The organism is Actinocrinis sp. (assembly GCF_035938995.1).
Lineage (GTDB): Bacteria > Actinomycetota > Actinomycetes > Streptomycetales > Catenulisporaceae > DASZGI01.
This window is the reverse complement of the sequence record NZ_DASZGI010000320.1, coordinates 1-23630: the sequence shown is the minus strand read 5'-3', so window position 1 is coordinate 23630 and position 23630 is coordinate 1. Positions and strand designations below refer to the sequence as shown.

Below are 23630 nucleotides of genomic sequence, written 5' to 3'. Positions count from 1 at the left end.
GCGTGATCACCTGGATCGTCAATGAGCTGCTCAAGCTCAACGCCTGGGTGGCGCTGGCGCTGGTGTTCCTGCTGCCGGCGCTGGAGGCGTCGATCTTCCTCGGCTTCGTGCTGCCGGGCGAGACCGCCGTGGTCGTCGGCGGGTTCCTGGCCTACGAGGGCCGGCTGCCGGTGGCCCTGGTGCTGGCGGTGGCGGGCGCCGGGGCGATCATCGGCGACTCGGTGGGGTACGAGGTCGGCCGCAAGTGGGGCGACGCGCTGCTGGCGAAGGCGCCGCGGCGGTTCGTCAAGCCCGTGCACGTCGAGCAGGGCAAGCAGCTGATCAACCGGCTCGGCGGCCGCGCGGTGTTCATCGGGCGGTGGACCGCGGTGCTGCGGGCGCTGGTGCCGAGCCTGTGCGGCACGTCCCGGATGCGGTATCGCAGCTTCCTGCTGTGGAACGCGCTGGGCGGGATCACCTGGGCGACCGCGTTCACGATGGTCGGCTATCTGGCCGGGACCGCGTGGCAGCGCGTCGAGCACTACACGAACGTGGCCGGTTATGCGTTGTTCGGCGCGGCTCTCGTGGCGGTGATCGGGTTCGTGCTGTGGAACCGGCGGCGCCAGGCGGCCAAGGACGCCGAGACTGAGGCCGAACTCGCCGACGAGCGGTCGGCGCGCTGATCAGACCTCTGTGATCAGATGTCTGTGATCAGCCATCTGTGATCAGGCGACCGGTGTTCAAACGCTCGCTGCTCAAACGACCGGACCGGTCGGCTCCCCGATCTCGCCGTACCGGGACAGGGAGAGCGCGCCGCCGACGGCGAGCAGGAACCCGGCGATGCCGAGCGGTGCGAACCCCACCCGAGTCGTGTCGCCGAGCAGGACGAGGCCGACCAGCGAGGGCACCGCGGTCTCCCCGACGACGAGCGCGGCGGTCGCGGCGGTGACCGATCCGCGCTGCAACGCGGTGGTGAAGAACAGGAACCCGGTCACGGAGGACGCTATCGCCGCGTAGGTCGCGGGATCGGTCACCAGGTGCGCGGGAGACAGCGAGGGCAGCACCCGCACGGAGATCCCGAACAGACCGAACAGGAACCCGGCCAGCGCGCCGAGGATCGCCGGGTGCGACTTGCGGTACACGTTGCCGATGATCAGCGAGGCGGCGGCGAGCACGACCGCGCCGACGAGAAGCCCGCAGCGGTGCGGAAAGTCGAATCTGCCGCCGCCCTCCGGCCCCGAGGCCACGCCGAGCAACACCAGCCCGCAGACCACCGCCGCGACGCCGAGCCTGTCCCGGCCGCCCAGCCGCACGCGCAGCAGGATCACCGACATCACCGCGGTGACCGCGAGGTTCGTGTTCACCACGGCCTGCACCGTGAAGAGAGTCAGCGTTCGAAGAGCGTAGAGGTTGAAGGCGAGGCCGACCGTGTCGAGGGCGAGGCCGCCGACGAAGGGCAGCGAGCGCATGACCCGGACCAGAAGCTTGGGGTCGACGCCCTCGCAGGATGTGACTCTGCGCGCGCCGACGGCCTGAAGCACCGAGGCGACGCCGTAGCAGACGCACGCCACCAAGGCCGCAGCGAGACCCCAACCCACGAAGACTCCAGACCCTTCGATGCCCGAAGATATGCGAAATACGTCACAGACCGCCCGACCACCATATTGGAGAGAGCGGCCTAACGCGGGCATCACGCGCATAGCCGTGTGCAAAGGGGCAACGCCGGATGCCGGAAGAGACGGACGTCACGTGGCGTTCAGCAGGCGTTGGCCCCAAGCTTGAAGGAAAACCTCCCGGAAGGCATGGCGAGTCCCCGAACCGGGGAAGACCAGCCTTACCACCCTTCTTTCGAGCCCACCGACCGATCTCGCCGCAACGACGCCGGCGGCGCCGTGCGAGGGCGCCGCCACAAGCGTGTACTCGCTCAGCAAGACCGATCCTAAGGAGCCCACCGGTGCCCACCCTCGCCCCGACGCCCCGCAGCCAGACAGTTCCGCCCATGGACGCGCTCAATCTCCTCGCAAGCGAGATCCGCCGCATCGCGCATCTGGCGGCCGAAACCGACAAGCGCACGCCGATTCCCGCCTGCCCGGGCTGGACGCTGGCCGATCTGATCGACCACGTCGCCCGCGTCCACCTGCGCACCACCCTGATGGTTCGCGACCTGGCCACGACACGGATCGATCCGCGCTCGATCGATCTGGCCGCCCCCGCCGACTGGTCCGGGGTGCCCGCCTGGTTCCTGCGTCAGGGCGACGACCTGGTCGCGACGCTGCGCGCGGCCGACCCGGACGCCCCGATGTTCGCCTGGGGCAAGGACAAGCACGTGCGCTTCTGGATCCGGCGGATGCTCAACGAGACCACCATCCACCGCGTGGACGTCGAGGTGGCCGCCGGGTTGGAGAGCCCGATCGAGCCCGCGGTGGCGGTGGACATCATCGACGAGCTGCTGGATCTGTTGCCCGCCGCGGCGAGCTTCCGTCCGCGCATCCGCGAACTGCGCGGCGACGGCGAGACGATCCACCTGCACGCCACCGACCTGGACGGCTCCAGCCTGCCGGGCGAGTGGCTGATCACCCTGGAGCCGCATGGCTTCCGCTGGTCACGGGCGCATGTGAAGGGCGCTGTGGCGGTCCGCGGCACCATCCACGACCTGGCGCTCTTCGCCTACGGGCGGCGCTCCCAGAACGAGCTGCAGGTGTTCGGCGACACCTCGCTGCTGGCCCACTGGTCAGCCAACTCGGCGCTCTAGCTCGGAATCGGGCACGGGCTCGGACACCTTGGCCACGTCGGCGGGCGGCACCAGCTGCCCGTCGACGACCCGGAAGCCTTCGGCGGCCAGGTATGGCCGGACCTGCTCGAAGAGGTGCACGATCCGCCGCGCCACGAAGAAGCAGATCATCGCGCACGGGATCTCGGCGAACACGGCCATGAGGACCGCGGTCAGCTCGGCGGTGGGCCGTCGTGCGGTCAGGATGTCGAACCAGGCGTCGACGAGGAGCATCGTGCCGGTCGCGGCGGCGGTGATCGCGCCGCGCGGCGAGTGGGTGGCGATCCGGTAGGCCGTCACCGCGAATCCGAGCACCAGGAAGCAGTCGAAGCCGCCCCACACCAGCCGCGAGTGCTTGGTCACGCCGAACTGGGCCGAGGTGTCCCCGAACAGGAGCACGATCCACGGGATCAGCACGACGGCGGCGACGATGAAGAAGATCATGACCCATCGGGGCACCAGCCGGCCCGCACCGCGATCTCTCATTGTCCGCGCTCCTCAATCCCCCCGATGATAAATCCCCTGGGTCGAATCCCCGTGTATCACCCCTCGGGGAGATCTTCCCGCACCGGAGAAGACCCAACCTCCGTCGTGCCCGCGTCGCGCCGGTCGTGCCCTTATGCTGACCATCAGAACGTCTGGAGCTCCACACGATAACTGGGGGGTCGCGGGTGACATACTCGGCGCGCACGTCCGGGTTCGGTTGGCCGGTCGAGCAGTTCACCCTCGACAACGGCCTGCGGGTCGTGGTCGGCCCCGACGCCTCCGCCCCGATCGCCGCGGTCAACCTCTGGTACGACGTGGGCTCGCGGCACGAGCCGCCCGGCAAGCACGGCTTCGCGCACCTCTTCGAGCACCTGATGTTCGAGGGGTCCGCGCAGGTCGGCAAGGGCGAGCATTTCGGGGCGCTGCAGGCGGTGGGCGGTTCCGCGATCAACGCGACGACCAGCTCCGACCGGACCAACTACTTCCAGACCGTGCCGTCCGCCGCGCTGGCCACCGCGCTGTGGCTGGAGGCCGACCGGATGGGCGCGCTCGCGCTGACCCAGGAGACCCTGGACAACCAGCGCGAGGTGGTGAAGAACGAGCGGCGTCAGAGATATGACAATGTGCCGTACGGGCGCTGGCACGAGCTGATCGGGGAGCTGGCCTACCCGGAGGGCCATCCGTACCACCACTCCACCATCGGCTCGATGGAGGAGCTCGACGGGGCCCGGCTCGAGGACTTCACCGCCTTCTACGAGTCCTACTACTCCCCCGACAACGCCGTGCTGACGGTGGTCGGCGACGCCAGTGCCGCCGAAGTGCGCGAACTGGCCGAGCGCTACTTCGGCAAACTCGCCCCACGCCCGCGCCCCGAGCCTCCGCGCGCTGAAGACCTCGGCCCGTCGTTCGGTCGCACCGAGCGGATCGAGCTGGCCGAGTCCGTCCCGCTGCCGCGCCTGTTCTTCGCCTTCCGCGCCGGCAGGTTCGCCACTCCCGGCGCCGCGGCGGAGGACGTGCTCACCGTCGTGCTCGGCCGCGGGCGCGGCAGCCGGCTGTTCCGCGAGCTGGTCACCGCCCGACGCCTGGCCCAGGCCGAGGGCGGCTACCTCGGCTCCTGGCAGCGCGCGTTCTACGCCTCGATGGTCACCGGCATGGCCACCCCGCGCGACGGCGTCTCGCTCGAGGAACTCGAGGCGGCATTCTTCGAGGTCTGCGAAGCTGTCGCGGCGGACGGGGTGGGCGACGAGGAGATGGACCGGGCCCGGTCCATGCTCACCGCCGACTGGTCCCGGGAGCTGGCGACCGTCGGCTCGCGGGCGGACCTGCTCGGCAAGCACGCCACCCTGTTCGGCGACGCACTGACCGTGTCCCAGCGCCTGCCGGAGCTGCTCGAGGTCACCGCCGACCAGGTGCGGGACGCCGCCCGACGGATGTTCGCCCCCGACAACCGCATCACCCTGGCTTACCTCCCCACGCCCGCCGACGCACCGTCGACGACCCAGAACCCGGAGGCTTGAGACGTGTCGAACAGCGTGCTGGCCGCGCGTCCCGATGCCGTTTCGCCGCGGCCCTACGTGTTCCCTGAGGTACACACCCTCGAGGTAGGCAACGGCCGGATCCTCGCCGCGCACCTGCCCGGGCAGCCGATCGCCTGGCTCTCCCTGCTGCTCGGCAACGGCGCGCTGCGCGAGCCGGACAGTCTCGACGGGCTGGCCCGGGCCACCGCCGGGCTCCTGGACGAGGGCACCGCCAAGCGCAGCGCCGACGACTTCGGCACCGCGGTCGAGTCGCTCGGCGGAAGCTGGTCGGTGGACACCGGCTGGGAGACGGTGCGGCTGTCGATCGACCTGCCGGTCGCCGAGGCGGCGGCCGGGGCGGACCTGCTCGCCGAGGCGGTGCGCACCCCCGCTTTCACCGACACCGACGTGAAGCGCTACCTCGCCGACCTGGTGGCCGCGAAGGTCGAGTCCTTCGCCCGCCCGGGCCCGCGCGCCCAGGCGGCCCTGCGCGGCGCCCTGTACGGCGCCGACACCCGCTTCGGCAGGCTGGCCGGGGGCGATCCGCAGACCGCCGCGGCCCTCAACGCCGAGGCGGTGCGCGCCTTCCACGCGACCTGGCTGCGCGAGGCCGGCACCCTGCTGATCGTCGGCGACCTGGAGCAGCTCGACCTGACCGCACTCGGCCGCGCGATCTTCGGCGACAGCCCCGCCGCCACGGCCGGCGCCGCGCCGAGGCCGGAGCCGGTCCGGGCCCCCGACCGCCTCGCCCTCGCGGACCGGCCGGGAGCCGTGCAGTCCACTCTGCGCATCGGCCACAGCACGCCCACCCGCGCAGAGGCGGCGGAGCAGGGCCTCGACGTGGTCGCCCTGCGCGTCGGCGCGACCATCCTCGGCGGTTCGTTCACCTCCCGGCTGAACCACGAGCTGCGCGAGGTCAAGGGCTACACCTACGGCGCGCACGCCGGATTCGACTTCGGCCGCCCGATCGGCCAGTTCACGGCGTCGGCCGACGTCCGTACGGACGCGACGGCCGACGCGGTGGCCGACTCCCTGCGCGTCATCCGCGAGTTCATCGACGGCGGAGCGACCAGCGACGAGTTGGACAAGACCCGGGCGTACCTGGCCGGGGCGACCCCGATCGGCCTGCAGACCGCCGGCGCGGTCGGCTCCCGCCTGGTCGAGATGGTCCGCCACGGCCTGCCCGAGGACTACGTCACCCTCGAGCACGCCCGCCTGCTCGAGGTCACCCTGGACGACGTCAACGCCGCCGTCCGCGCCGCGCTGCGCCCGGAGGGCCTGGTCGTCGCGGTCGAGGGCGACGCCTCGGTGGTGGGCGGCCCGCTCGCCGCCCTGGCGCTGTAGCCGACAGCACGGCCCGGCTCCGCCGTTTCCGTATCAGGCCTCTTCGTCAAGCAACCGGGCGGCGGCCTTTGGATCCATCAGGTTCGACCAGACCTGCTCTGCGGGCAGAAGTTCGCGCTCGGGAAGGGCGTACTCCGGAAACCAGGCGTCAGTCGAGCAGCCGGGGACACGATGCAGGATCACCGCAGTCAGGTTCTGCGGAACCGAACCGGTGACACGGATCGCCACGTAGGTCTCGTGTCCCTGGTCGGCGCGCACCTGAACACCCAAACGAAATCCCGCGAAGTCGGCCGCGTGTTCATGACCATCACGCAGTGATCCACGGAGGAGGTCACCTACCGTCCTATCCAATCGGAGGGCGAACCGAGTCGCGGCTTCCAATTGATATCGATCATGATCGTCGGGACCGGGTAGCAAGTGGGCACTATGAGTGTCCGTCGTCAGCGGGCGTTCGTGTTCGGCGTTGTATCGCTGACGCGCGGCGCGGCGCGGCACTGCTCGCGAAGTGTCGCGTAGAAATCCTCAGGCGAGCCGTCCTCACGAGTACCGGCGGCAACCAGCCACGCGTGGACGATGTCATGCTCGTCCCCCACGAATATCGCGCCACGCCAGCGGCCTACCTTGGCTTTGAACAGGACGGCGTCATCAATGGCACGGATGCGCTCATGGGGAGTGTCAGCATCCGCAAATTGTTCGGCTGACTTTTGCAGCAGCGGATGCTCGACGTCGTCAAGCAGTACGCGAGCCGAGGGAAGGGGCAGGCCGAGGTCCTGAGTCAGGCATCGAAGGGTGGGGCGGACGGACACGGCATCACTCGTCCCAATCGCCGACGCCACCAAGCTGCTCGATGCGCTCGGGCGAAAGGCCGGTCAGCATGGCGACGCTTGAGGTGAGAGAGCCGTCCAGGAGCCTCATGGATTCGACCATTCCACGGCGGATCTCCTCACGGCGCTGCTCCAGGTACGCGCGGACGGCCTCGGCGACGAAGTCCTTCTTGGTCATGCCGAGGAAGTGCGCAGCTTGGGAAATCAGCTCATCGGTCGCGGGGTCTACCTTCAAGGGCGCCTGCCGCTTGGCCTCGCCGGTAGTCGTGGTCATGTGCACCTCCTGTACCGCATGGTACCTGGGTACTAGAACCTCAGCAACGCAGGCTACACACATGCGGATGTCGTAGTGTCGACCGCGGCATTCCGTCGGGCCGGCCGGCATTCGCCGGCACTGAGTCCCACCCTCCCTCCGCTCCGCGGCCTGGAACGCGCCGGTCGCCTCCTCGCTACGCTGCGGGGGCTCCCGGCGCTGCCTGCCGTAGCCCGGCCACGCGGTCAGGGTGAGGACATCGCCACCGTGGCGGCAGATTTGGTTGGGTGCGGCAACGAGGCTGGATCGGCTCCGGGAATGGGGCGCTGAGGCTGTCGTACCTCGGTGACCTGCTGCGCGGTCAGAGCTCGTAGGTGCGCGCGAGCTCACTCGGCTTGCTGAGGTGCTCGCGGGTATCGCGCCGATCGGGTGCATGTTGCGCAACAACCGTTGACGTGCGCGGGATCGGGTCTCATACTCAGCGCTACAGCTTCCGGAAACGTTTACGGCGCGGCGTTTCCCCTTTACCTACGCAGGAGCAAAGATGCTGCAACCTGCACAAGGACGACGCCGTGTGGTACTGGCGATCGTCGCTGCGATCGCTCCGATCGCCGCAGTTCTCACCGTGGTAGCGACGCCTGGGGCCGCCTCGGCCGCAGTGCCCGCCCCGCCGCCCGGCTGGACCACCGTCTTCAGCGACGACTTCAACGGTCCCGCCGGGTCCGGCCTGAACACCGCCAACTGGCTCTACGACCTCGGCACCAGCTACCCGGGCGGCGCCGGCAACTGGGGCACCGGCGAGGTGGAGACGATGACCAACTCCACCGCCAACGTCTACCAGGACGGCAACGGCCACCTGGTCATCAAGCCTCTCAACAACGGCGGGGCGTGGACCTCGGGCCGGGTGGAGACCCAGCGCACCGACTTCGCCGCGCCGGTCGGCGGCGAGATGGAGATCACCGCCTCGATCGAGCAGCCCAACCCCGGCAACGGCCTCGGCTACTGGCCGGCGTTCTGGGCCATGGGCGCGGCCGCCCGTCCGGTCGGGGCGACCAACTGGCCGAGCATCGGCGAACTCGACATCATGGAGGATGTCAATGCGCTGAGCGAGGTCTCACACACCTTCCACTGCGGTGTCGACCCCGGCGGCCCCTGCAATGAGACCACCGGCATCAGCAGCGGGCTGTTGTCCTGCGGCGGCTGCCAGACCGGTTACCACACCTATTCGGTCATCGTGGACCGCACCCACGCCGGCGCCGAGCAACTGCGCTTCTACACCGACGGCGGGCTGCAGTTCACCGTCAACCAGAGCCAGGTCGACGCCACCACCTGGGCGAACGCCGTCGACCACGGCTTCTTCGTCATCCTGGACCTCGCCATGGGCGGCGCGTACCCGAACGCGATCTGCGGCTGCAGCTCACCCAGCGGCGCCACCTCGTCGGGCGCCGGGATGAGCGTGGACTACGTCGCGGTCTACGAGACCACCGGCGCGACCACCTCCCCGAGCGCATCGACCAGTGCCTCGGCTTCCGCGTCGCCGTCGCCGAGTCCGTCGTCCAGCGGCGGTGGTGGCGGCGGCCCGTCGTGCACGACCACGGCCACGTCGAATATCTCAGCGGACTGCTTCAACTCCTCGCAGGGCGGGGTGACGGTGACCCCGGCCACGGGCGACTCGAACCCGGCCGGCGTGGACGGCAACCAGGCCGCGCAGCTGAGTAACGGGAAGTATCTGGAGTACAACGGCATCAACTTCGGCTCCGGGTCGAGCCAGTTCGACGCCCGGGTGGCCTCCGGGGCGGCCGGCGGCGTCAGCGGCCTGGTGAACGTGGTGCTGGACAACCCGAACAACGCGCCGATCGGCAACTTCGCCATCGCGAACACCGGCGGCTGGTCGAGTTGGCGCACCATCCCGGCGAACATCACCCAGACCACGGGCGTGCACAACGTCTATCTGGAGTTCCAGTCCGGCGCCGGCGGCAACCCGCCGTACGTCAGCCTGCACTACTTCAGCTTCCCGCCGCACTGATACACAGCCGGCGATCGCCGCTCGGCGATCACGGCTCACCGAACCGGGCCGGGGGCGGGGCGCCGCCCGTCCCCGGCCCATCTGGAGTGGAGCGGTAACCGGAGCGGCCGCGCACGCTGGGCGCGGCCGCTCCGGTCTTGTGGATGGGCGGCCGGATGGCGGAACGCGGTTGCGGGGGTCCCGGCGGCGTGTGCTAGCCTCCGGTCCAAGGTCATGAGTGCCAGCGCGAAGCCCCGGCTTGCTGGCCGGCAACCCTTCCACCGCGATGGGGTGCCCCGGACGGAGACCGGGTCGCGCGGGAGCCGCGCGGCAAGCGCGGATCCGCCTCGGTCGTGGTCGTTCTTCGGCACTTCGGCGGGTTCCCGGACCCGTGAGGGGTGTCGTGTCTACTCGCACGTCTACGACTGCTGTTTTCGCTGCTGACGCGTCGGCCGGTGGCCAGGCGCTGTGTCCCGTGGTCGGCGCGGATCTGCAGGTTCCGCTGGTGACCGGCGGGAGCCTGCGCTACGCGAACCTGGACTACGCCGCTTCGGCTCCTGCCTTGGGCACTGTCGCCTCGCATCTGGCCACGGCGTTGCCGTACTACGCCTCGGTCCATCGCGGCGCGGGCTATGCCTCGCAGGTGTCCACGGCGCTGCTGGAGAACTCGCGCGCCTGCGTCGGCCGGTTCGTCGGCGCCCGGCCGGACGACGTGGTGGTGTTCGTGCGCAACACGACCGATGCGCTGAACCTGCTCGCGTCTGCGGTGCCCTCGGGCGGATCAGTGCTTTACCTCGACATCGAGCACCATGCGAATCTGACGCCCTGGCAGCGGCGCGGTGACGTGGTTCTGGAAGCCGCTCCGACGCTGCGCGAGACGCTGCGGGACTTGGACGACGCGCTTCGGTTGACGCCGACCGCGCTGGTGGCCGTCACCGGAGCGTCCAACGTGACCGGCGAGGTGCTCCCGGTCCGGGAGATCGCCGCGATCGCGCATCGGCACGGGGCCCGGGTCGCCGTGGACGCGGCGCAGTTGGCTCCGCACCGCCGGATCTCGCTGGCCGACTGGGGCGTGGACTACCTCGCGTTCTCCGGGCACAAGCTGTACGCGCCGTATGGGGCCGGGGTTTTGGTGGGACGCCGAGACTGGCTGGACGCCGCACCGGCGTACCTTGCCGGTGGCGGTGCGGTGCGTGAGGTGACGACGCAGAGCACTGATTGGGCGGCGGCGCCCGCGCGGCACGAGGCGGGCACGCCCAACGTGCTCGGGGCGGCCGCGCTGGCAAAGGCCTGCGAAACGTTGGCCGAGGCCGGCGGCGCGGCGGTCGAGGCGCACGAGACGGCGCTGCGGGAGCGGCTGCTCGTCGGACTGGCACAGTACGCGGAGATCAGTGTTCTGAAAATTTGGCCTGATGCCGAGGAGGCCATCGGGGTCGTCGCCTTCACCGTCGCGAGATACGACGCGGGACTGGTCGCCGCGTATCTGTCCGCGGAGCACGCGATCGGCGTGCGCGACGGCCGATTCTGCGCGCATCCGCTGCTGGCCCGGCTCAGGCTCGGCCGAGACGGCGCCGTGCGTGCCTCGTTCGGCGTCGGGTCGACGCTCGCGGACGTGGACCGGCTGGTCGCAGCGCTCGAACAGCTGCTGCGCTGCAGACCGGATCATCAGTATGAGGTGCGCGACGGCCGCTATGCACCGGTGGACGATCCCCGAGGGCTGCCGGACTTCGCGGGGCCGGGAGCGGGGGTCGCGTCGCCGTGTGAAGGTGCGTGAGGGGAAGTCAGGTGAGTCGAGCAGGGCTGCTTCGCGATCAGTCCTCGTCGATCTCCTCGCTCGGCTGCTCGCGCGGCGGAAGGTCGAACTCGTCGAGGCCGAGCGGCCGCTCGTCGTCGCCGAGGGTGTCAAGGTACTGCGAGATCGCGGCTACCGCGACGGCGCCCTGGCCGACCGCCGAGCCGATCCGCTTCACCGATCCGGCGCGCACATCGCCGGCCGCGAACACGCCGGGTACGGAGGTCTCGGTGAGCAGCGGTGGGCGGTCCACCGACCAGGCCGTGGGCAGCAGCTCGGGGCGGCGGACGACCTCGGTGCCGGTCAGCACGAAGCCGAACTCGTCCAGACCCACGACGTCCCTCACCCAGCCGGAGAAGGGGACCGTGCCGATCAGCACGTAGAGGCTGCCCGCGGCGATCACGTCGGTGGTGCCCTTAGCCGTGTCCAGGAGCACGACCTTCTCCAGGCGTCCGTAGCCGCGCGCCTCGCCGATCTCGGTACCGCATCGCACGGTGATCCGCTCGTGCGCCTCGACCTGTCGGGCCAGCCGCTCCGAGAGCGCGGCCTCGCCGAGCGTCGCCTCGGCCACGACCATCGTCACCGAGCGGGCGTGCTCGGCGAACCGCAGCGCCGCGCGGCCTGCCGCGTCCCCGGACCCGGCGATCACCACGTCCTCGCCCGCGGTCTGCTTGGCCTCGGCGACCGAGGTTCCGTAGTACACCCCGGCGTTGACCAGGTCGTCGACACCGGGCGCGTCCAGCCTGCGCCAGGTCATGCCGGTGGCGACCAACACCGCGCGGCCGACCACCGCCTTTCCGTCGTCGAGCACGACCCGGTGGGCGCCCGCCTGGGGCAGCAAGCCGGTGGCGACCTTCGCGCTGCACCACTCCACGCCGAGCCGCCGGGCCTGGGCGAGGGCGCGGTGCGCGAAGTCGGCGCCGCTGAGCCCGGCCGGGAAGCCGAGGTAGTTGTCGACGTGGACGGTCGTCCCCGCCTGGCCGCCGGGGCAGTCGTCCTCGATCACGACCACCGACATGCCCTCGCAGGCCCCGTATACGGCCGCGGCCAGCCCGGCCGGTCCCCCGCCGACGATCACCAGGTCGTACTGGTCTCGCGTGGCTTCCTGGGTGAGGCCCAGGGCCGCGGCGAGCTCGGCGATCGTCGGGTCGTACAGCGCCCGGCCGTCGTCGAGCAGGACGGTCGTGGGCGCCGGGTGCGGCAGGTTCAGGTCGCGGGCGAGGCTCTGCGCCTCCGGGTCGTCGGCCAGGTCGAACCAGGTGAACGGGACGAGGCTGCGCGCGAGATAGTCCTTGACCAGGTAGGAGGTGGCGGAGAAGCGGTGCCCGAGCACGGTCACCCCGACCTGCGCGGCGGAGTGCTGCGCGAACCAGTCGGCGAGCAGGTCGTCGATCAGGGGGAAGAGGCGGTCCTCGAGCGGGTAGGCGGGCAGCACCACGTATTGATCGACCTGGGACTGGCTGATGGCCTGAAGCGCGGCGTCGGCCTGGTCCATCGTGGTCAGCAGGATCCGCTTGGTTGCCGGAGAGGCTGCGCGGATGTGGCCGAACAGCTCGACGCCGGTCCCGTCGGGCAGCCGGTGCACCCCGACGGCCAGCGCCACGGCCGTACCCTCGCCGGTCAGGTGCGCCAGCACGTCGGCGGCCTCGCGCAGGCCGCCCGTGCCGATGACCCGGCAGCCGACGCCCAGGTGGACGCGCAGGCTGTCGACGGTCTCGTCGCGCCGCACCGGGTCCGGGTCGGCGAGCAGCACCGCGGGGATGCGCGCGTTCTCAGCCATGGCCCTCGCCTCTCTGGACAATTACGGATGTTTATCTCGAAAGTACCTCCTTCAGGGCGCGCGGGGTCGGCCGGATGCCACCATTCGGTGCCGTGGTTCGTCTTCCCCGGTGCGGGCACCATCCGGGTACGCCGGGCCCGCAGTCCCGGGAGAAGGAGGGTGCGATGGACCCGCAGATCGCGGCGCTGTCCGACGGCGCGGCCACCGGGCTGATCATCGCCGCCGGAGCCGGCGGCTCGTTCGCCCTCGTCCTCGCCCTGACGCTGCTCACGGTCCGGCGCACGGAGCGCAAGGTCGCCCGGCGCGAGCGCAAGATGGCGGCGGTCGGCGCGGGCAACGGCCGCGACACCTACCCGCCGCAGCCGTATTCGCCGCAGGAGCCGCACAGCCACCGGCCCTTCTCGCGGCCGTATCAGATCCCCCGGCAGGAGAGCGCGCACGGCGAGGCCACGAACGGATCCCGTCCGACGGGTTCGAACGGCACGGAGCTGCCGATGGCGCCGTGGCCGCCCCCGAAGGGCGACGAGGAGTGACCAGGTGACGGCCGGTCAGGCTCCGGCGAGGGAGGCGAGGGTGTCGGCGCGGTCCGGGACGACCAGCACGTCGTCGACGCCGACCGCGCGGTACTCGGCCAGCGCGGCGCGCACGTAGGCGGCCGAACCGACCGCCGCGACCGAATCCAGCAGTTCGGGCGGAGCCGCGGCAACGACCGACCGCACGTGGGCGCCCGAGCGGGCCAGGCGGACCAGCTCGCTGAAACCCGCCTCGGCGAACATGCCCGCGAACCCGGCCGCCCGCAGATACGGCACCAGCGCCCGCAGCAGTTCGCGCCGCGCCTGCTCGTCCGGGTCCACCGCGGCCGGAACCCACACGGCCAGGCGGGGGGCCTGGCGCCCGGCACGCTCGGCGGCCAGCTGCATGCGCCCGCGCAACCGGGCCAAGTGCTCGACGGTCCCGATCGGCACGATGAGCCGGTCGGCGCGCGCCACCGCGACTTCGGTCAGCTCAGCCCCGAAGGCGAGCACCGACAGCTCGGCATTGGACGGGGGCAGCGAGCCGGTGAAGCCGCGGGTGTGCACCAGCGCGCCGGCGAAGTCGACCTCCGCTCCGGCCAGCAGCCCGGCACCGGGCCGGGAGCCGCGCAGCACCGCCGCGGATTCGGCGACGACGGTGGCCGGGACGCCGCGGGGCCGCCCGTGCCACTCCTCGACCACGGCCGAGGTCGAGGCGCCGAGGGCGATGCCGACCGCGCGGCCGGTCAGCGCCGCCACGGACGCGGCCCCGCGCGCGACGGTGACCGGGTCGCGTACCGCGGCCGGCAGCGGTCCGAGGCAGAGGGCGGCGGGGCCGCGGCCGAGCGCGGCGCCGAGCGCGAACGCGTCGTGCCCGGTGGTCTCGCCGAGCATCACCTCGCGGTAGCCGAGCTTGTCCGCCAGCCGGGCCAGCCGCTCGGCCTCGGCCGGGTCGCCGTCCGCGCGGGCGCCCACCAGGACGCCCAGTTCGGCGGCTTTGACCGGGGCGGGGACCGCGGGCGGCGGCACGACGCGCAGCCGCGGGTGCGCCCCGGCCGCAGCCGGGACGCGCCGCGCCGAATCCTGCGGACCGCCGCTCACCGCCGCGCCGTCCTCCCCCTTAAATCAACCCCGCAAGTCGGAGCATGTACACGTGTGGGTCCATCCGTCCGAAACCGTATCGGCTCGACACCCGATGGCGGAAGGTCATCCTTACCACCGGCGGAACCCCGAGGGTGTTTCCATCGCGTGTGGCAAGGGAAGCGGATTTCGCCGACTACACAGGGTACGCATTCGGGCACAATGAGTTGAAGTCCGAGAGTGGCTGAAACCATGTCAGTTCCCCTCCCACGCCGTGCCCGGCTATGCCATCCTGACGAAGGGTCGTCAAACATCTGACGACGGGTGGCTTGGGGATTCGAGGGGATGCAAAGGGGAGGCAGGGGGACGTGACAGCTGTGCAATCGCCCGACGAGCTGGTCACGACCCAGCACCAGCAGCCCGCCCAGTCCCGGTCTCGCCGGCGGCTGCCGGCCGGGTGGTGGTCCCGGCGGTCCAGGCTGGCCGCCTTCCTCGTGCTCATCGCACTGATCGCGGGGCTCGCCGCGGCCTCCTGGTCGACTGGGTTCCGAGCCGGGTTCTGGCCCAACTTCCTGCTCAACTCGTCCGGGGACCTGATCGGCGGCCTGGTCGTGCTGTTCCTGATCGAGCCGATCGTGCGGCAGGCGGCGGCCCTGCAGATCGTCCAGCACCCGCGGCTGGACTACGGCTGGTTCCTGCGCCGGGCGCACGCCGCGAACCGCGAGATCAGGATCCTGGACACCTTCTCCAGCCTGTTCGCGAGCGACCGGGACGCCGCGATCAGGACCCTGCGGGACGCGGCGATCCGCGGCGTGAACATCAGAGTACTGCTGATGAGCCCGAACACCGGGGCTTCCGCGCTGCGCGAGTTCCAGCTGCGCCAGACCATGCCCGGTTTGTGGATCAACGACCGGATCCAGGAGAACATCGCCGACTTCCGCGAGCTGGCCGGGGCGATCCTGGCGGCCGGCAACGGCCACCGGCACGGCGTGCTCGAGCTGCGGCTGTACTCGGTCGCCGCGCCGTTCGCGCTGTACGGGTGGGACGACCGGGCGCTGTTCGCGTTCCTGCCGCCGCACAACTACTCCGACCAGTCGACGCAGCTGGAGATGGGCAAGAAGTCCCAGCTCGGCCGGGAGGCGGACGACCAGTTCGAGGCGATCTGGACGGACGCGGCGCCGGTACCGCAACTGCTGCCGATCGACGTGCTCGACGACCGGGCGACCCGGACCCTGCTGGTGCGCTTCGTGGACGCCGACGGCGAGACGTACGTGATCTCGAAGCGTGTCGACGCGGCGCTCCATGCGAACCCGGCGCTGCTGATCGCGCTGGACCACGGCAGCGGGGTATTCGAGCCCGAACCCATGACCGAGGGCGCGGTGCTCGCCGCGCTGGAGACCAGCTACTACGCCAAGTACGCTCGGCGCCCCGATGCGGCGTTCCATTTGCTGCGGCCCAGGTCGGAAGACGTGACACCGGTAGACCGGCCGCAGGAGCACGAGAGCCTGCCCAGCAGGATCCTGATGGAGTGGATCGACGGGGCGCGGCGCTCGATCCGGCTCATGGACACCAGCTCGACGCTCATGGCCGAGGCCGGTCCCGCGTTCGCGCGCGCGATCGAGCGGGCGCTGAGCCGCGGCGTGCGGGTACGGGTGCTGCTGCTGGCGCCGACTACGCGGGCGGCGCTGGAGCGGGCGGCGGAGATCCAGGACCCGGTGTTCGAGACCAGGATCGAGGCGAATATCAGGGAACTGCGGCGCATCGCGCGCAAGATGCAGGCGGACGGCGTGCCGGGCGTGCTCGACGCGCGGCTCTACGACCGGTTGCCGCACTGCAGCGTGCACGAGGTCGACGACCGGATGATGCTCGGCTTCCTGCCGTACCGGCGGCGCACCTCGCGGGTCAAGCACCTGGAGATCTTCGGCGACACCCCGCTGGGCCAGTTCGCCGACAAGCAGTTCGAGGACCAGTGGCGTACCGCCCGCCCACTCGACGGCATGCAGTACGCCGACGTGCGCTGCGGCCAGGAGACCAGCCGCCTGCTGCTGCGGATCTGGAGCGCAGGCGGGACCCGGTATCTGGCCTCGAACCGGATCGAGGGAATCCTCGAACGCAACCGCCCGGCTGGCGACGGCCCGGCGCTGCTGTCGCTGGCCGTCGAGGACTGGCCGGGCGAGTTCCACGCCGCCGACCCGCTCGATCCGGCCACGGACGAAGGCCGGACGGCCGCGGCGGCATTCGAGGAGCTGTTCGGCACGACGCCGGACGCACCGGTGCGCAGGCTCGACCAGGGCGCAGTGGCTTGAGACCTCGAGGCCTGAGACGTCAAGCGGCCATCGCGCGCTCGACGGCGTCCAGCACTCTGTCGACGCTGGGCAGGTACCAGTGCTCGAGCTTGGGCGGCGGATAGGGGATGTCGAGGCCGGTCACCCGGAGCACGGGCGCCTCGAGCCGGTAGAAGCAGCGCTCGGATACCCGTGCCGCGATCTCGGCGCCGAAGCCTGCGAATCCGGCCGCCTCGTGCACCACGATCGCGCGGCCGGTCCGTTCGACGCTCGCGGTCACGGCGGCGTCGTCGAAGGGGACGAGCGAGCGCAGGTCGAGCACTTCGAGGTCGTACCCGTATTCGCCGGCGTGCTCGGCCGCCTCCAGTGCCACCGGGACGCTTTGCCCGTAGGCGATCAGGGTGGCGTCGCGGCCCTGCCTGCGCACGGCCGCCGTGCCGATCGGGCCGGTCGTCACCGGAAGCTGGAGCGCGGCTTTGGACCAGTACAGCCGCTTGGGCTCGAAGAAGACCACCGGGTCCGGCGCGGCGATCGCGGCGCGCAGCATCCAGTACGCGTCCTCGACCGTTGCCGGGGTCACGACGTGGATGCCGGGCGTGTGCGCGATGTAGGCCTCTGACGAATCGCTGTGGTGCTCCACACCGCCGATGCCCCCGCCGTACGGGATGCGGATCACGACCGGCATCGGCAGCGCGCCGCGGGTGCGGTTGCGCATCTTGGCCAGGTGGCTGACCAGTTGCTCGAACGCGGGGTACGCGAACGCGTCGAACTGCATCTCGACCACGGGCCGGTAGCCGTACATGGCCATGCCGATCGCGGTGCCCAGGATCGAGGCCTCGGCCAGCGGGGTGTCGAAGCAGCGCCGCCCGCCGAACTCCTTGGCCAGTCCATCGGTGATCCGGAAGACGCCGCCGAGCTCGGCGACGTCCTCGCCGAACACGACGACGCGGTCGTCCGCGGCGAGCGCGTCGCGCAGAGCCGTGTTCAGGGCCTTGGCAAAGGTGACGGTCTTGCTCGGGGCGGCCGTCGCGGGCGCGGGTCCGGCAGTGCGGACCCCGCCCGCCGTCTCCTTGTCCGCTGCGGTCGCGGTTGCGGTGGGCGTCATGTCACTCCTCCGCCTCGTCGGCCGCCAGGCTCTGCTCGACCATCTGACGCTGAGCGCGCAGTTGCGGCGTCGGCGCCGCGTATACGTATTCGAACATCTCGGCCGGATCGACCTTCGGCTCGTCGGCCAGTTCGGCGCGCATCCGTGCGGTGTAGCGCGCGCCCTCCTCGCCGATGGCCGCGTCGAGGGACTCGTCGAGGTTCCCGGTCGCGGTCAGGTACTTGGCGAGCCGGTCCAGCGGGTCGCGCGCGAGCCAGATGTCGACCTCGTGCCGGTCGCGGTAGCGGGTGGCGTCGTCGGCGTTGGTGTGCGGCTGAATCCGGTAGGTCACCGCCTCGATCAAGGTGGGCCCCTCGCCCTCGCGCGCCCTGCGGACCGCCTCGCCGAGCACGTGGATCAGGGCGATGACGTCGTTGCCGTCCACGCGCACGCCCGGCATTCCGTATCCGACCGCCTTGTCCGCGAGTGAGAGCGCGTGCGTCTGCTTGCGCAGCGGGACCGAGATCGCGTACTGGTTGTTCTGCACGAAGAAGACCACAGGGGCCTGATACACCGCGGCGCTGTTGCAGGCCTCGTGGAAGTCGCCCTCGCTGGTCGCGCCGTCGCCGAGCAGGCAGAGCGCGACCACCGGGTCGCCGGACAGCTTCGCCGCCAGCGCCAGGCCGACGGCGTGCGGAGCCTGGGTCGCCAGGGGGGTGCACTGCGGGGCGGTGCGCCACCGCTTGGGGTCGTATCCGCAGTGCCAGGAGCCGCGCAGCAGCGTCAGCGCCTCAGCCGGGTCGATCCCGCGCACCGCGAGCGCGGCGGTGTCCCGGTAAGTCGGGAAGAGCCAGTCCTGCGGCTCGATCGCCAACGCGGCCGCGGCCTGACACGCCTCCTGCCCGCGCGAGGAGGGGTATACGGCGAGGTGGCCCTGCATCACCAAGGCTGTCGCCTCGGTGTCGAAGGCGCGGGCCAGGCGTAGCGCGCGGTAGACCGCCATCAGCCGTTCCGGGGCCAGTTCCTCCTCGGACGGATGCAGGCCGCCCTCGACGGGCGCGCCGTGTTCATCCAGATAGCGGAGCGGGTCGGTGTCTCCGAGCGGGGTGGCGCGGAACGGCGTGGCCGCAGGGTGGTGCGGACCGGTCGCCGGCGGTAGGTCGAGCAGCGTCATGGGGTCTCCACGGGGCCGGACTCGATTCCCGACCGAAGGTTCGGTTGGGCGCTGTCGCCCCCAGTCTGCGCGACCGGGCGGGGTGGTGTCCACAGTGTGGGATGAACTGCGTGGCGGCCATTCGCGGGACAATCCTGCGGCCAGCCACCGAATCCGCGCTTAAACCCTCGCGGGAGCGGCGCCTCAGGCGAAACCGGGCGTCTTCGGCGCGGCCGGGTTCCGGACACCGTCGAAGACCAGGGCGACGAGGGCGTCGGCGACGGCGCTATGGTCCGCTTCGCCGCTCCCGCCGACCCCGTGCTCCTGCGGGCGGTACCACTCGGTCAGCGAGTTGACCAGGCCGAACACCAGCCGCGAGGTCAGCCGGGGGTCGAGGTCCGCGCGCAGGTCGCCCTCCGCGATCGCCTCGGCCACAAGTTCGGCGACCCGGTGGTCGAAGTCGCGGCGCCGCTCGAGCGCCTCCCGCTCGGCGGCGGTGTTCCCGCGCACCCGCAGCAGCAAGGTCACGTACGGCAGGTTCTCGATCAGCTCGGCGCAGGTGCGCCGGATGACGTACTCCAATCGGGTGGCCGCAGCGCCTTCGCGTGCGGGCGGCTCGTCGAGCACCGTGAACAGACCGTCGAGCGCGCGGGTCACCGCCAGCCGCAGCAGTTCTTCCTTGCCGGCGACGTGGTGGTAGATCGAGGACTTGGTGATCCCCGCGGCCTTGGCCAGGTCCTCCATCGACGTGCCGTCGTAGCCGCGCACGTTGAACACCTCGACGGCCACCGCCAGCAGAGACTGGACCGTGTGGCTGTCGCGCCGTGCGCTCTGCGCCGACATCGTCACCGAGGACTCCCGCTTTAGTGCGCCGTCTTCACCCTTGAGACTACCGAACGTTCGGTTACTGTAGCTCAGGTAGAACAGAGCGCCGACCCGACGTTTTCCCGCGTCCGCACCGAGGAGCCGAACCCCATGACCGGCAACGCCGCAGACCTCGTCGCCCGCCACCGTCCGACCCTCGACGCCGCGCTGGCGGCGATCCGGACCCGTGAGTTCTTCTCACACTTCCCGGAGCAGAGCAAGGCCTACCCGAAGGAGGCCGCCGAGGCGGCGCGCGCCTGGTTCGAGACCGTGCGCGGCACCCGCTTCCCGCTCGACCAGCCGGGCACCGACGGCGACACCGGCGCGGAGCGCTCACCATACGGGTTCGACCTCGGCATCACCTACCCGCACGCCGACCTCGACGCGCTGCTGCCCGCGATGGCGGCCGGGATGACCGCCTGGCGCGACGCCGGTCCCGAAGTGCGCGCCGCGGTCTGCGTCGAGATCCTCACCGAGCTCAACGAGCTGTCGTTCCAGATCGCCTACGCCGCGATGCACACCTCGGGTCAGGCCTTCGGCATGGCGTTCCAGGCCGCCGGCCCGCACGCGCAGGACCGCGGGCTCGAGGCGGTCGCGTACGCGTACGCGGCGATGACCGCGCACGTCTCGCAGGCGATCTGGGAGAAGCCGCAGGGCTCGCGGCCGCCGATCCGGCTGGCGAAGAAGTGGATCGCCGCGCCGCGCGGGATCGCCCTGGTCGTAGGCTGCAACACCTTCCCCACCTGGAACGGCTACCCGGGCATGTTCGCCTCGCTGGCCACCGGGAACGCGGTGGTGGTCAAGCCGCATCCGAACGCGATCCTGCCGCTGGCGGTCACCGTCGCGGCGGCGCGGCGGGTACTGGAGGCGGCCGGCTTCGACCCGAACCTGGTGGCGCTCGCGGCCGAGGCCCCTGGCGAGGGGATCGCGAAGACGCTGGCGCTGCGGCCGGAGGTCCGGATCATCGACTTCACCGGCTCCAACGAGTTCGGCGACTGGCTCGAGCACAACGCGCGGCAGGCTCAGGTCTTCACCGAGAAGGCCGGGACCAACACGATCATCCTCGATTCGTTCGACGAGGACGAATACCCGGCCGCGCTCGACCACCTGGCCTTCTCGCTGTCGCTGTACACCGCGCAGATGTGCACCGCCCCGCAGAACCTGCTGCTGCCGCGGGACGGGGTGCGCGTCGGCGGAGCGGTCAAGCCCTTCGAGGAGTTCGCCTCCGATCTCGCCGACGCGGTCGGCCGGCTGCTCGGCGACGACGCGCGCGCCACGGCGATCCTCGGCGCGGTGGTCAACCCGGCCGTCATGGAGCGGCTTTCGCGCGCCGAGGGAGTGGGCAAGACGGTGCTGGCCTCGCGGCCCGTCACGCATCCCGAGTTCCCGGACGCGGCCGTGCGCACGCCGCTGATCGCCGCTGTGGACGCCGCCGACGCCGAGGTCTACGGGCACGAGTGGTTCGGCCCGATCTCGTTCCTGATCGCCACCGACTCGACCGCGCACTCGATCGAGCTCTACCAGGACACGGTGCGCGAGCACGGCGCGCTGACCGCCGCGGTCTACTCGACCTCCCCCGATGTCATCGCGGCGACGGAGGAGGCGACCTGGACGGCGGGCGCGAACCTGTCGATCAATCTGACCGGCGGTATCTACATGAACCAGTCGTCAGGGTTCTCCGACTACCACGGCACCGGCCTGAACCCCGCGGCGAACGGTACGTACACCGACCACGCGTTCGTCGCGCCGCGGTTCCGCTTCGTGCAGAGCCGCCGCCCGGCCTGATCCCGCCGGCTTCCCGGCACGGCCGGCTCAACAGTGCCCCGGCTGCGACTGGAGTTGGCCGCTGGCGGTCAGCGGGGCGTCGGTGGTGCCCGGGACGGTCGCGGAGACGTCCACCGTCGCGATCGGCACGGAGCCGTTCCGGGAGCAGACGGTGGCGACCGGGAAGGTGTCGGTGATCGTGTAGTCCCGCTTGCCGGTCTCCGAGAACTGGTCGGTCTGCGGGCTCGAGCCCAGGAAAGCGCCGTAGATGGTGCTGAACTTGATCGCGACGTTGATCGGAGCGGTACCGGACGTCCGCACCTCGACGGTCACGTTCGCCTCGCCGCTGGCGGTGGCCGAGTAGGCGAGCGCGGTGATCGACACGGAGGTGACCACGGTCGGTACCGGCGACTGGGTGACGGTTGCAGGCTGGACGGCGGGCGGCGGCGGAGCGGACGTCGTCGTCGCGCTCGGCGAAGGGCTGGCCGGCGGAAGTGAGGGCTGGGCGGCGACTGGGATCGACGACGTGATCGGCGACCGGGAGGGAGCCGGGCTGCCGTGGTGGGTCGTCCGGGAGGCGACAGGCCCGCCGAGGAAGACTCGGGAGAGCGCCAGCGCCACCAGGAACGCGATGAGCGGCACCGCGATCCGGGATATCAGAACGCGGAGCCTGCGCCGGGCCGTCCTGCGCTGTGGGCCCCTCAGACCGCCGCTGGAGACTGAGGCGCGCACGGTGTCGGCGCCCGTGCGCCAGTTGTCGCCGAGCCATTCGGACGCGCGCCGGGACGAGTTCGCGAGCACGGCTTGCCAGGCCTGGGAGATGCCGCGGTCCCGGTTCACGGTGCTGAGCGATCTCCGGGCCGTGTGCGCTTCGCCTGCGCCCGGATTCTGGGGGCCGGAGTCCGGAAGCGTTGACCACACGGTCACGGTGCTGGCTCCCCCGGTGCCGGACGTCGCTGGACCCGGCACTGCGGGGTTCGCCCCTATGAAGTCCGGCGCTTCACGCTCCGGCGTCGCCGGGTTCCCGGCGGGATCGAGTTCGGTGAGACCCGGGCCGAGGACCTTTGCCGCAGCCGACGGCACGTCGGCCCGCTTGCCGCGCCCCAGCCTGCCGCGCCCTCTACGGTCCGCGAAGGGAACGAAGTCGAAGAACCTGCCGCGCACGGGGTACGGCGTCTGCGCGGCAGCGGACGCGAGCCGCTCCCGGCCCCGGTCGTCCCAGCCGGCGTCGAACCAGTCGGACGCCGCTGCGTTGAGCGCGGTGAGCATCGCGCCGACCGCGCTGCCGTCGCTCCAGCGCTCCGGTCCGGCCCGCCACGCCTCGTCGAGCACCAGACACAGGTCGCGCGACACCCCTTCGAGTTCGCCCGCTGCGAAGTAGCGTTGCGAGTCGGGGTTCGGCAGCAGCCGGCCGGTGGTCACGCAGGACGCGAAGAGCTGTGGCACCGCCGCGAGATCGGCGACAAACTCGGCGCCCGGGCGCTGGTCGCCGGGGCGGGGTTGGAGTCCCGCGTCGATCAGCACGCTGCCGCCACGGGGCTCCACGATGACGTGCAGCGGGTCGACCGACCGGTGCGCGACGCCGCGCCGGTGCAGCGCGACGAGCGCCGTCAGCACGTCCTTGACGACTGTCGCGGCGGTCTGTACGTCGAGGCCGCGCGCCATGCGCTCGAGCACGTCCGACAGCAGGACGCCCTCCACGTGGCGGCGCACCACGGCAACGATCCGGCCCGTGGCGTCGACGATGTAGCTCAGCGGCACGGCGACACGGGACTCCGACACGCCTTCCAGCGCGGCGCTCTCCTCGCGGTAGTCCTGCTGGAATGCGGGGTCGAAGACGAGACCGTCGTCAAGGCAGCACATGACGGACAGGATCCCGAACGTGTCCCGCAGCAGGACGAGCCGCCCGGGATGAGGCCCGGCGGCGCCGGACAATTGTGTCGTTGAATCACCCGTGCCCGTTTTTGTTTCGATGGATCCGGGTTGCCCCCGGCTCGCTGTTCCAGCGGCCACTTCCGCCTCCCGAAATTCGCAGGATCAGCATTCTCAGAAGCGGGGCGGTTGTCTATAGGCCACATAATGTTCACCCGATCGGGTGAAACGGGAAGCCCAAGCGCTATCGACTACGGATTGTTAGC

Annotated in this window: 20 protein-coding genes and 1 riboswitch; of the genes, 9 read left to right on the top strand and 11 right to left on the bottom strand. The window is 71.1% G+C overall.

Features of this window, described 5'->3' with window-relative positions:
• The first annotated feature begins 2 nt into the window (after positions 1–2).
• On the top strand, positions 3–662 hold the full coding sequence (locus VGZ32_RS22675) for a DedA family protein (RefSeq protein WP_326888171.1): 660 nt from the start codon (positions 3–5) through the stop codon (positions 660–662).
• A gap of 72 nt (positions 663–734) precedes the next feature.
• Here VGZ32_RS22675 and VGZ32_RS22670 read toward each other — a convergent pair whose 3' ends face one another.
• Positions 735–1577: a hypothetical protein gene (locus VGZ32_RS22670; RefSeq protein WP_326888170.1), complete on the bottom strand. Its 843-nt coding sequence runs from the start codon at positions 1575–1577 to the stop codon at positions 735–737.
• 356 nt (positions 1578–1933) lie between these two features.
• Here VGZ32_RS22670 and VGZ32_RS22665 point away from each other — a divergent pair, with 356 nt between their 5' ends.
• Positions 1934–2731, top strand: coding sequence for a maleylpyruvate isomerase family mycothiol-dependent enzyme (locus VGZ32_RS22665; protein ID WP_326888169.1), 798 nt, complete (start codon positions 1934–1936; stop codon positions 2729–2731).
• On the opposite strand, the gene VGZ32_RS22660 is transcribed toward VGZ32_RS22665, so the two are convergent.
• A complete protein-coding gene (locus tag VGZ32_RS22660) occupies positions 2711–3235 on the bottom strand; it encodes a hypothetical protein (protein WP_326888168.1) in 525 nt (174 codons plus the stop codon). The genes VGZ32_RS22665 and VGZ32_RS22660 overlap by 21 nt on opposite strands.
• Before the next feature lie 185 nt (positions 3236–3420).
• On the opposite strand from VGZ32_RS22660, the gene VGZ32_RS22655 reads away from it, so the two are divergent.
• Positions 3421–4752 carry a pitrilysin family protein gene (locus VGZ32_RS22655; RefSeq protein WP_326888167.1) on the top strand — a complete coding sequence of 444 codons (1332 nt, stop codon included), beginning with the start codon at positions 3421–3423 and terminating at the stop codon, positions 4750–4752.
• A gap of 3 nt (positions 4753–4755) precedes the next feature.
• Positions 4756–6096 (top strand): pitrilysin family protein, encoded by a 1341-nt coding sequence (locus VGZ32_RS22650; protein ID WP_326888166.1) that lies wholly within the window; start codon positions 4756–4758, stop codon positions 6094–6096.
• A 33-nt stretch (positions 6097–6129) separates the two neighbouring features.
• Here the strand turns inward: VGZ32_RS22650 and VGZ32_RS22645 are convergent, their stop codons facing one another.
• The 3 genes from VGZ32_RS22645 to VGZ32_RS22635 form a co-directional block, all read right to left on the bottom strand.
• On the bottom strand, positions 6130–6354 hold the full coding sequence (locus VGZ32_RS22645) for a hypothetical protein (RefSeq protein WP_326888165.1): 225 nt from the start codon (positions 6352–6354) through the stop codon (positions 6130–6132).
• A 182-nt stretch (positions 6355–6536) separates the two neighbouring features.
• The gene (locus VGZ32_RS22640; protein ID WP_326888164.1) at positions 6537–6902 is read right to left on the bottom strand and encodes a hypothetical protein; all 366 of its coding nucleotides are present in this window, start codon (positions 6900–6902) and stop codon (positions 6537–6539) included.
• A 4-nt stretch (positions 6903–6906) separates the two neighbouring features.
• Positions 6907–7194 carry a hypothetical protein gene (locus tag VGZ32_RS22635; RefSeq protein WP_326888163.1) on the bottom strand — a complete coding sequence of 96 codons (288 nt, stop codon included), beginning with the start codon at positions 7192–7194 and terminating at the stop codon, positions 6907–6909.
• Positions 7195–7747: 553 nt separating this feature from the next.
• On the opposite strand from VGZ32_RS22635, the gene VGZ32_RS22630 reads away from it, so the two are divergent.
• Positions 7748–9199, top strand: a complete 1452-nt coding sequence (locus tag VGZ32_RS22630) for a carbohydrate-binding protein (RefSeq protein WP_326888162.1) — start codon at positions 7748–7750, stop codon at positions 9197–9199.
• 209 nt (positions 9200–9408) lie between these two features.
• Positions 9409–9521: riboswitch (SAM riboswitch) on the top strand.
• Between the two features lie 60 nt (positions 9522–9581).
• Positions 9582–10952 carry an aminotransferase class V-fold PLP-dependent enzyme gene (locus VGZ32_RS22625; RefSeq protein WP_326888161.1) on the top strand — a complete coding sequence of 457 codons (1371 nt, stop codon included), beginning with the start codon at positions 9582–9584 and terminating at the stop codon, positions 10950–10952.
• Positions 10953–10989: 37 nt separating this feature from the next.
• Here VGZ32_RS22625 and VGZ32_RS22620 read toward each other — a convergent pair whose 3' ends face one another.
• On the bottom strand, positions 10990–12750 hold the full coding sequence (locus tag VGZ32_RS22620; RefSeq protein ID WP_326888160.1) for an FAD-dependent oxidoreductase: 1761 nt from the start codon (positions 12748–12750) through the stop codon (positions 10990–10992).
• Between the two features lie 164 nt (positions 12751–12914).
• Between VGZ32_RS22620 and VGZ32_RS22615 the strand changes: the two genes are divergently transcribed.
• The gene (locus VGZ32_RS22615) at positions 12915–13283 is read left to right on the top strand and encodes a hypothetical protein (protein WP_326888159.1); all 369 of its coding nucleotides are present in this window, start codon (positions 12915–12917) and stop codon (positions 13281–13283) included.
• Positions 13284–13298: 15 nt separating this feature from the next.
• Here the strand turns inward: VGZ32_RS22615 and VGZ32_RS22610 are convergent, their stop codons facing one another.
• A complete protein-coding gene (locus tag VGZ32_RS22610; protein ID WP_326888158.1) occupies positions 13299–14363 on the bottom strand; it encodes an LLM class F420-dependent oxidoreductase in 1065 nt (354 codons plus the stop codon).
• 347 nt (positions 14364–14710) lie between these two features.
• Here VGZ32_RS22610 and VGZ32_RS22605 point away from each other — a divergent pair, with 347 nt between their 5' ends.
• On the top strand, positions 14711–16648 hold the full coding sequence (locus tag VGZ32_RS22605; protein ID WP_326888157.1) for a hypothetical protein: 1938 nt from the start codon (positions 14711–14713) through the stop codon (positions 16646–16648).
• A 19-nt stretch (positions 16649–16667) separates the two neighbouring features.
• On the opposite strand, the gene VGZ32_RS22600 is transcribed toward VGZ32_RS22605, so the two are convergent.
• The 3 genes from VGZ32_RS22600 to VGZ32_RS22590 form a co-directional block, all read right to left on the bottom strand.
• A complete protein-coding gene (locus VGZ32_RS22600; RefSeq protein ID WP_326888156.1) occupies positions 16668–17732 on the bottom strand; it encodes an alpha-ketoacid dehydrogenase subunit beta in 1065 nt (354 codons plus the stop codon).
• 1 nt (position 17733) lies between these two features.
• Positions 17734–18885 (bottom strand): pyruvate dehydrogenase (acetyl-transferring) E1 component subunit alpha, encoded by a 1152-nt coding sequence (pdhA, locus tag VGZ32_RS22595; protein WP_326888155.1) that lies wholly within the window; start codon positions 18883–18885, stop codon positions 17734–17736.
• A gap of 183 nt (positions 18886–19068) precedes the next feature.
• Positions 19069–19707, bottom strand: a complete 639-nt coding sequence (locus VGZ32_RS22590) for a TetR/AcrR family transcriptional regulator (RefSeq protein WP_326888191.1) — start codon at positions 19705–19707, stop codon at positions 19069–19071.
• Between the two features lie 132 nt (positions 19708–19839).
• Here VGZ32_RS22590 and paaN point away from each other — a divergent pair, with 132 nt between their 5' ends.
• Positions 19840–21513: a phenylacetic acid degradation protein PaaN gene (paaN, locus tag VGZ32_RS22585; protein WP_326888154.1), complete on the top strand. Its 1674-nt coding sequence runs from the start codon at positions 19840–19842 to the stop codon at positions 21511–21513.
• A 27-nt stretch (positions 21514–21540) separates the two neighbouring features.
• On the opposite strand, the gene VGZ32_RS22580 is transcribed toward paaN, so the two are convergent.
• The gene (locus VGZ32_RS22580; protein WP_326888153.1) at positions 21541–23427 is read right to left on the bottom strand and encodes a hypothetical protein; all 1887 of its coding nucleotides are present in this window, start codon (positions 23425–23427) and stop codon (positions 21541–21543) included.
• Positions 23428–23630 lie beyond the last annotated feature (203 nt).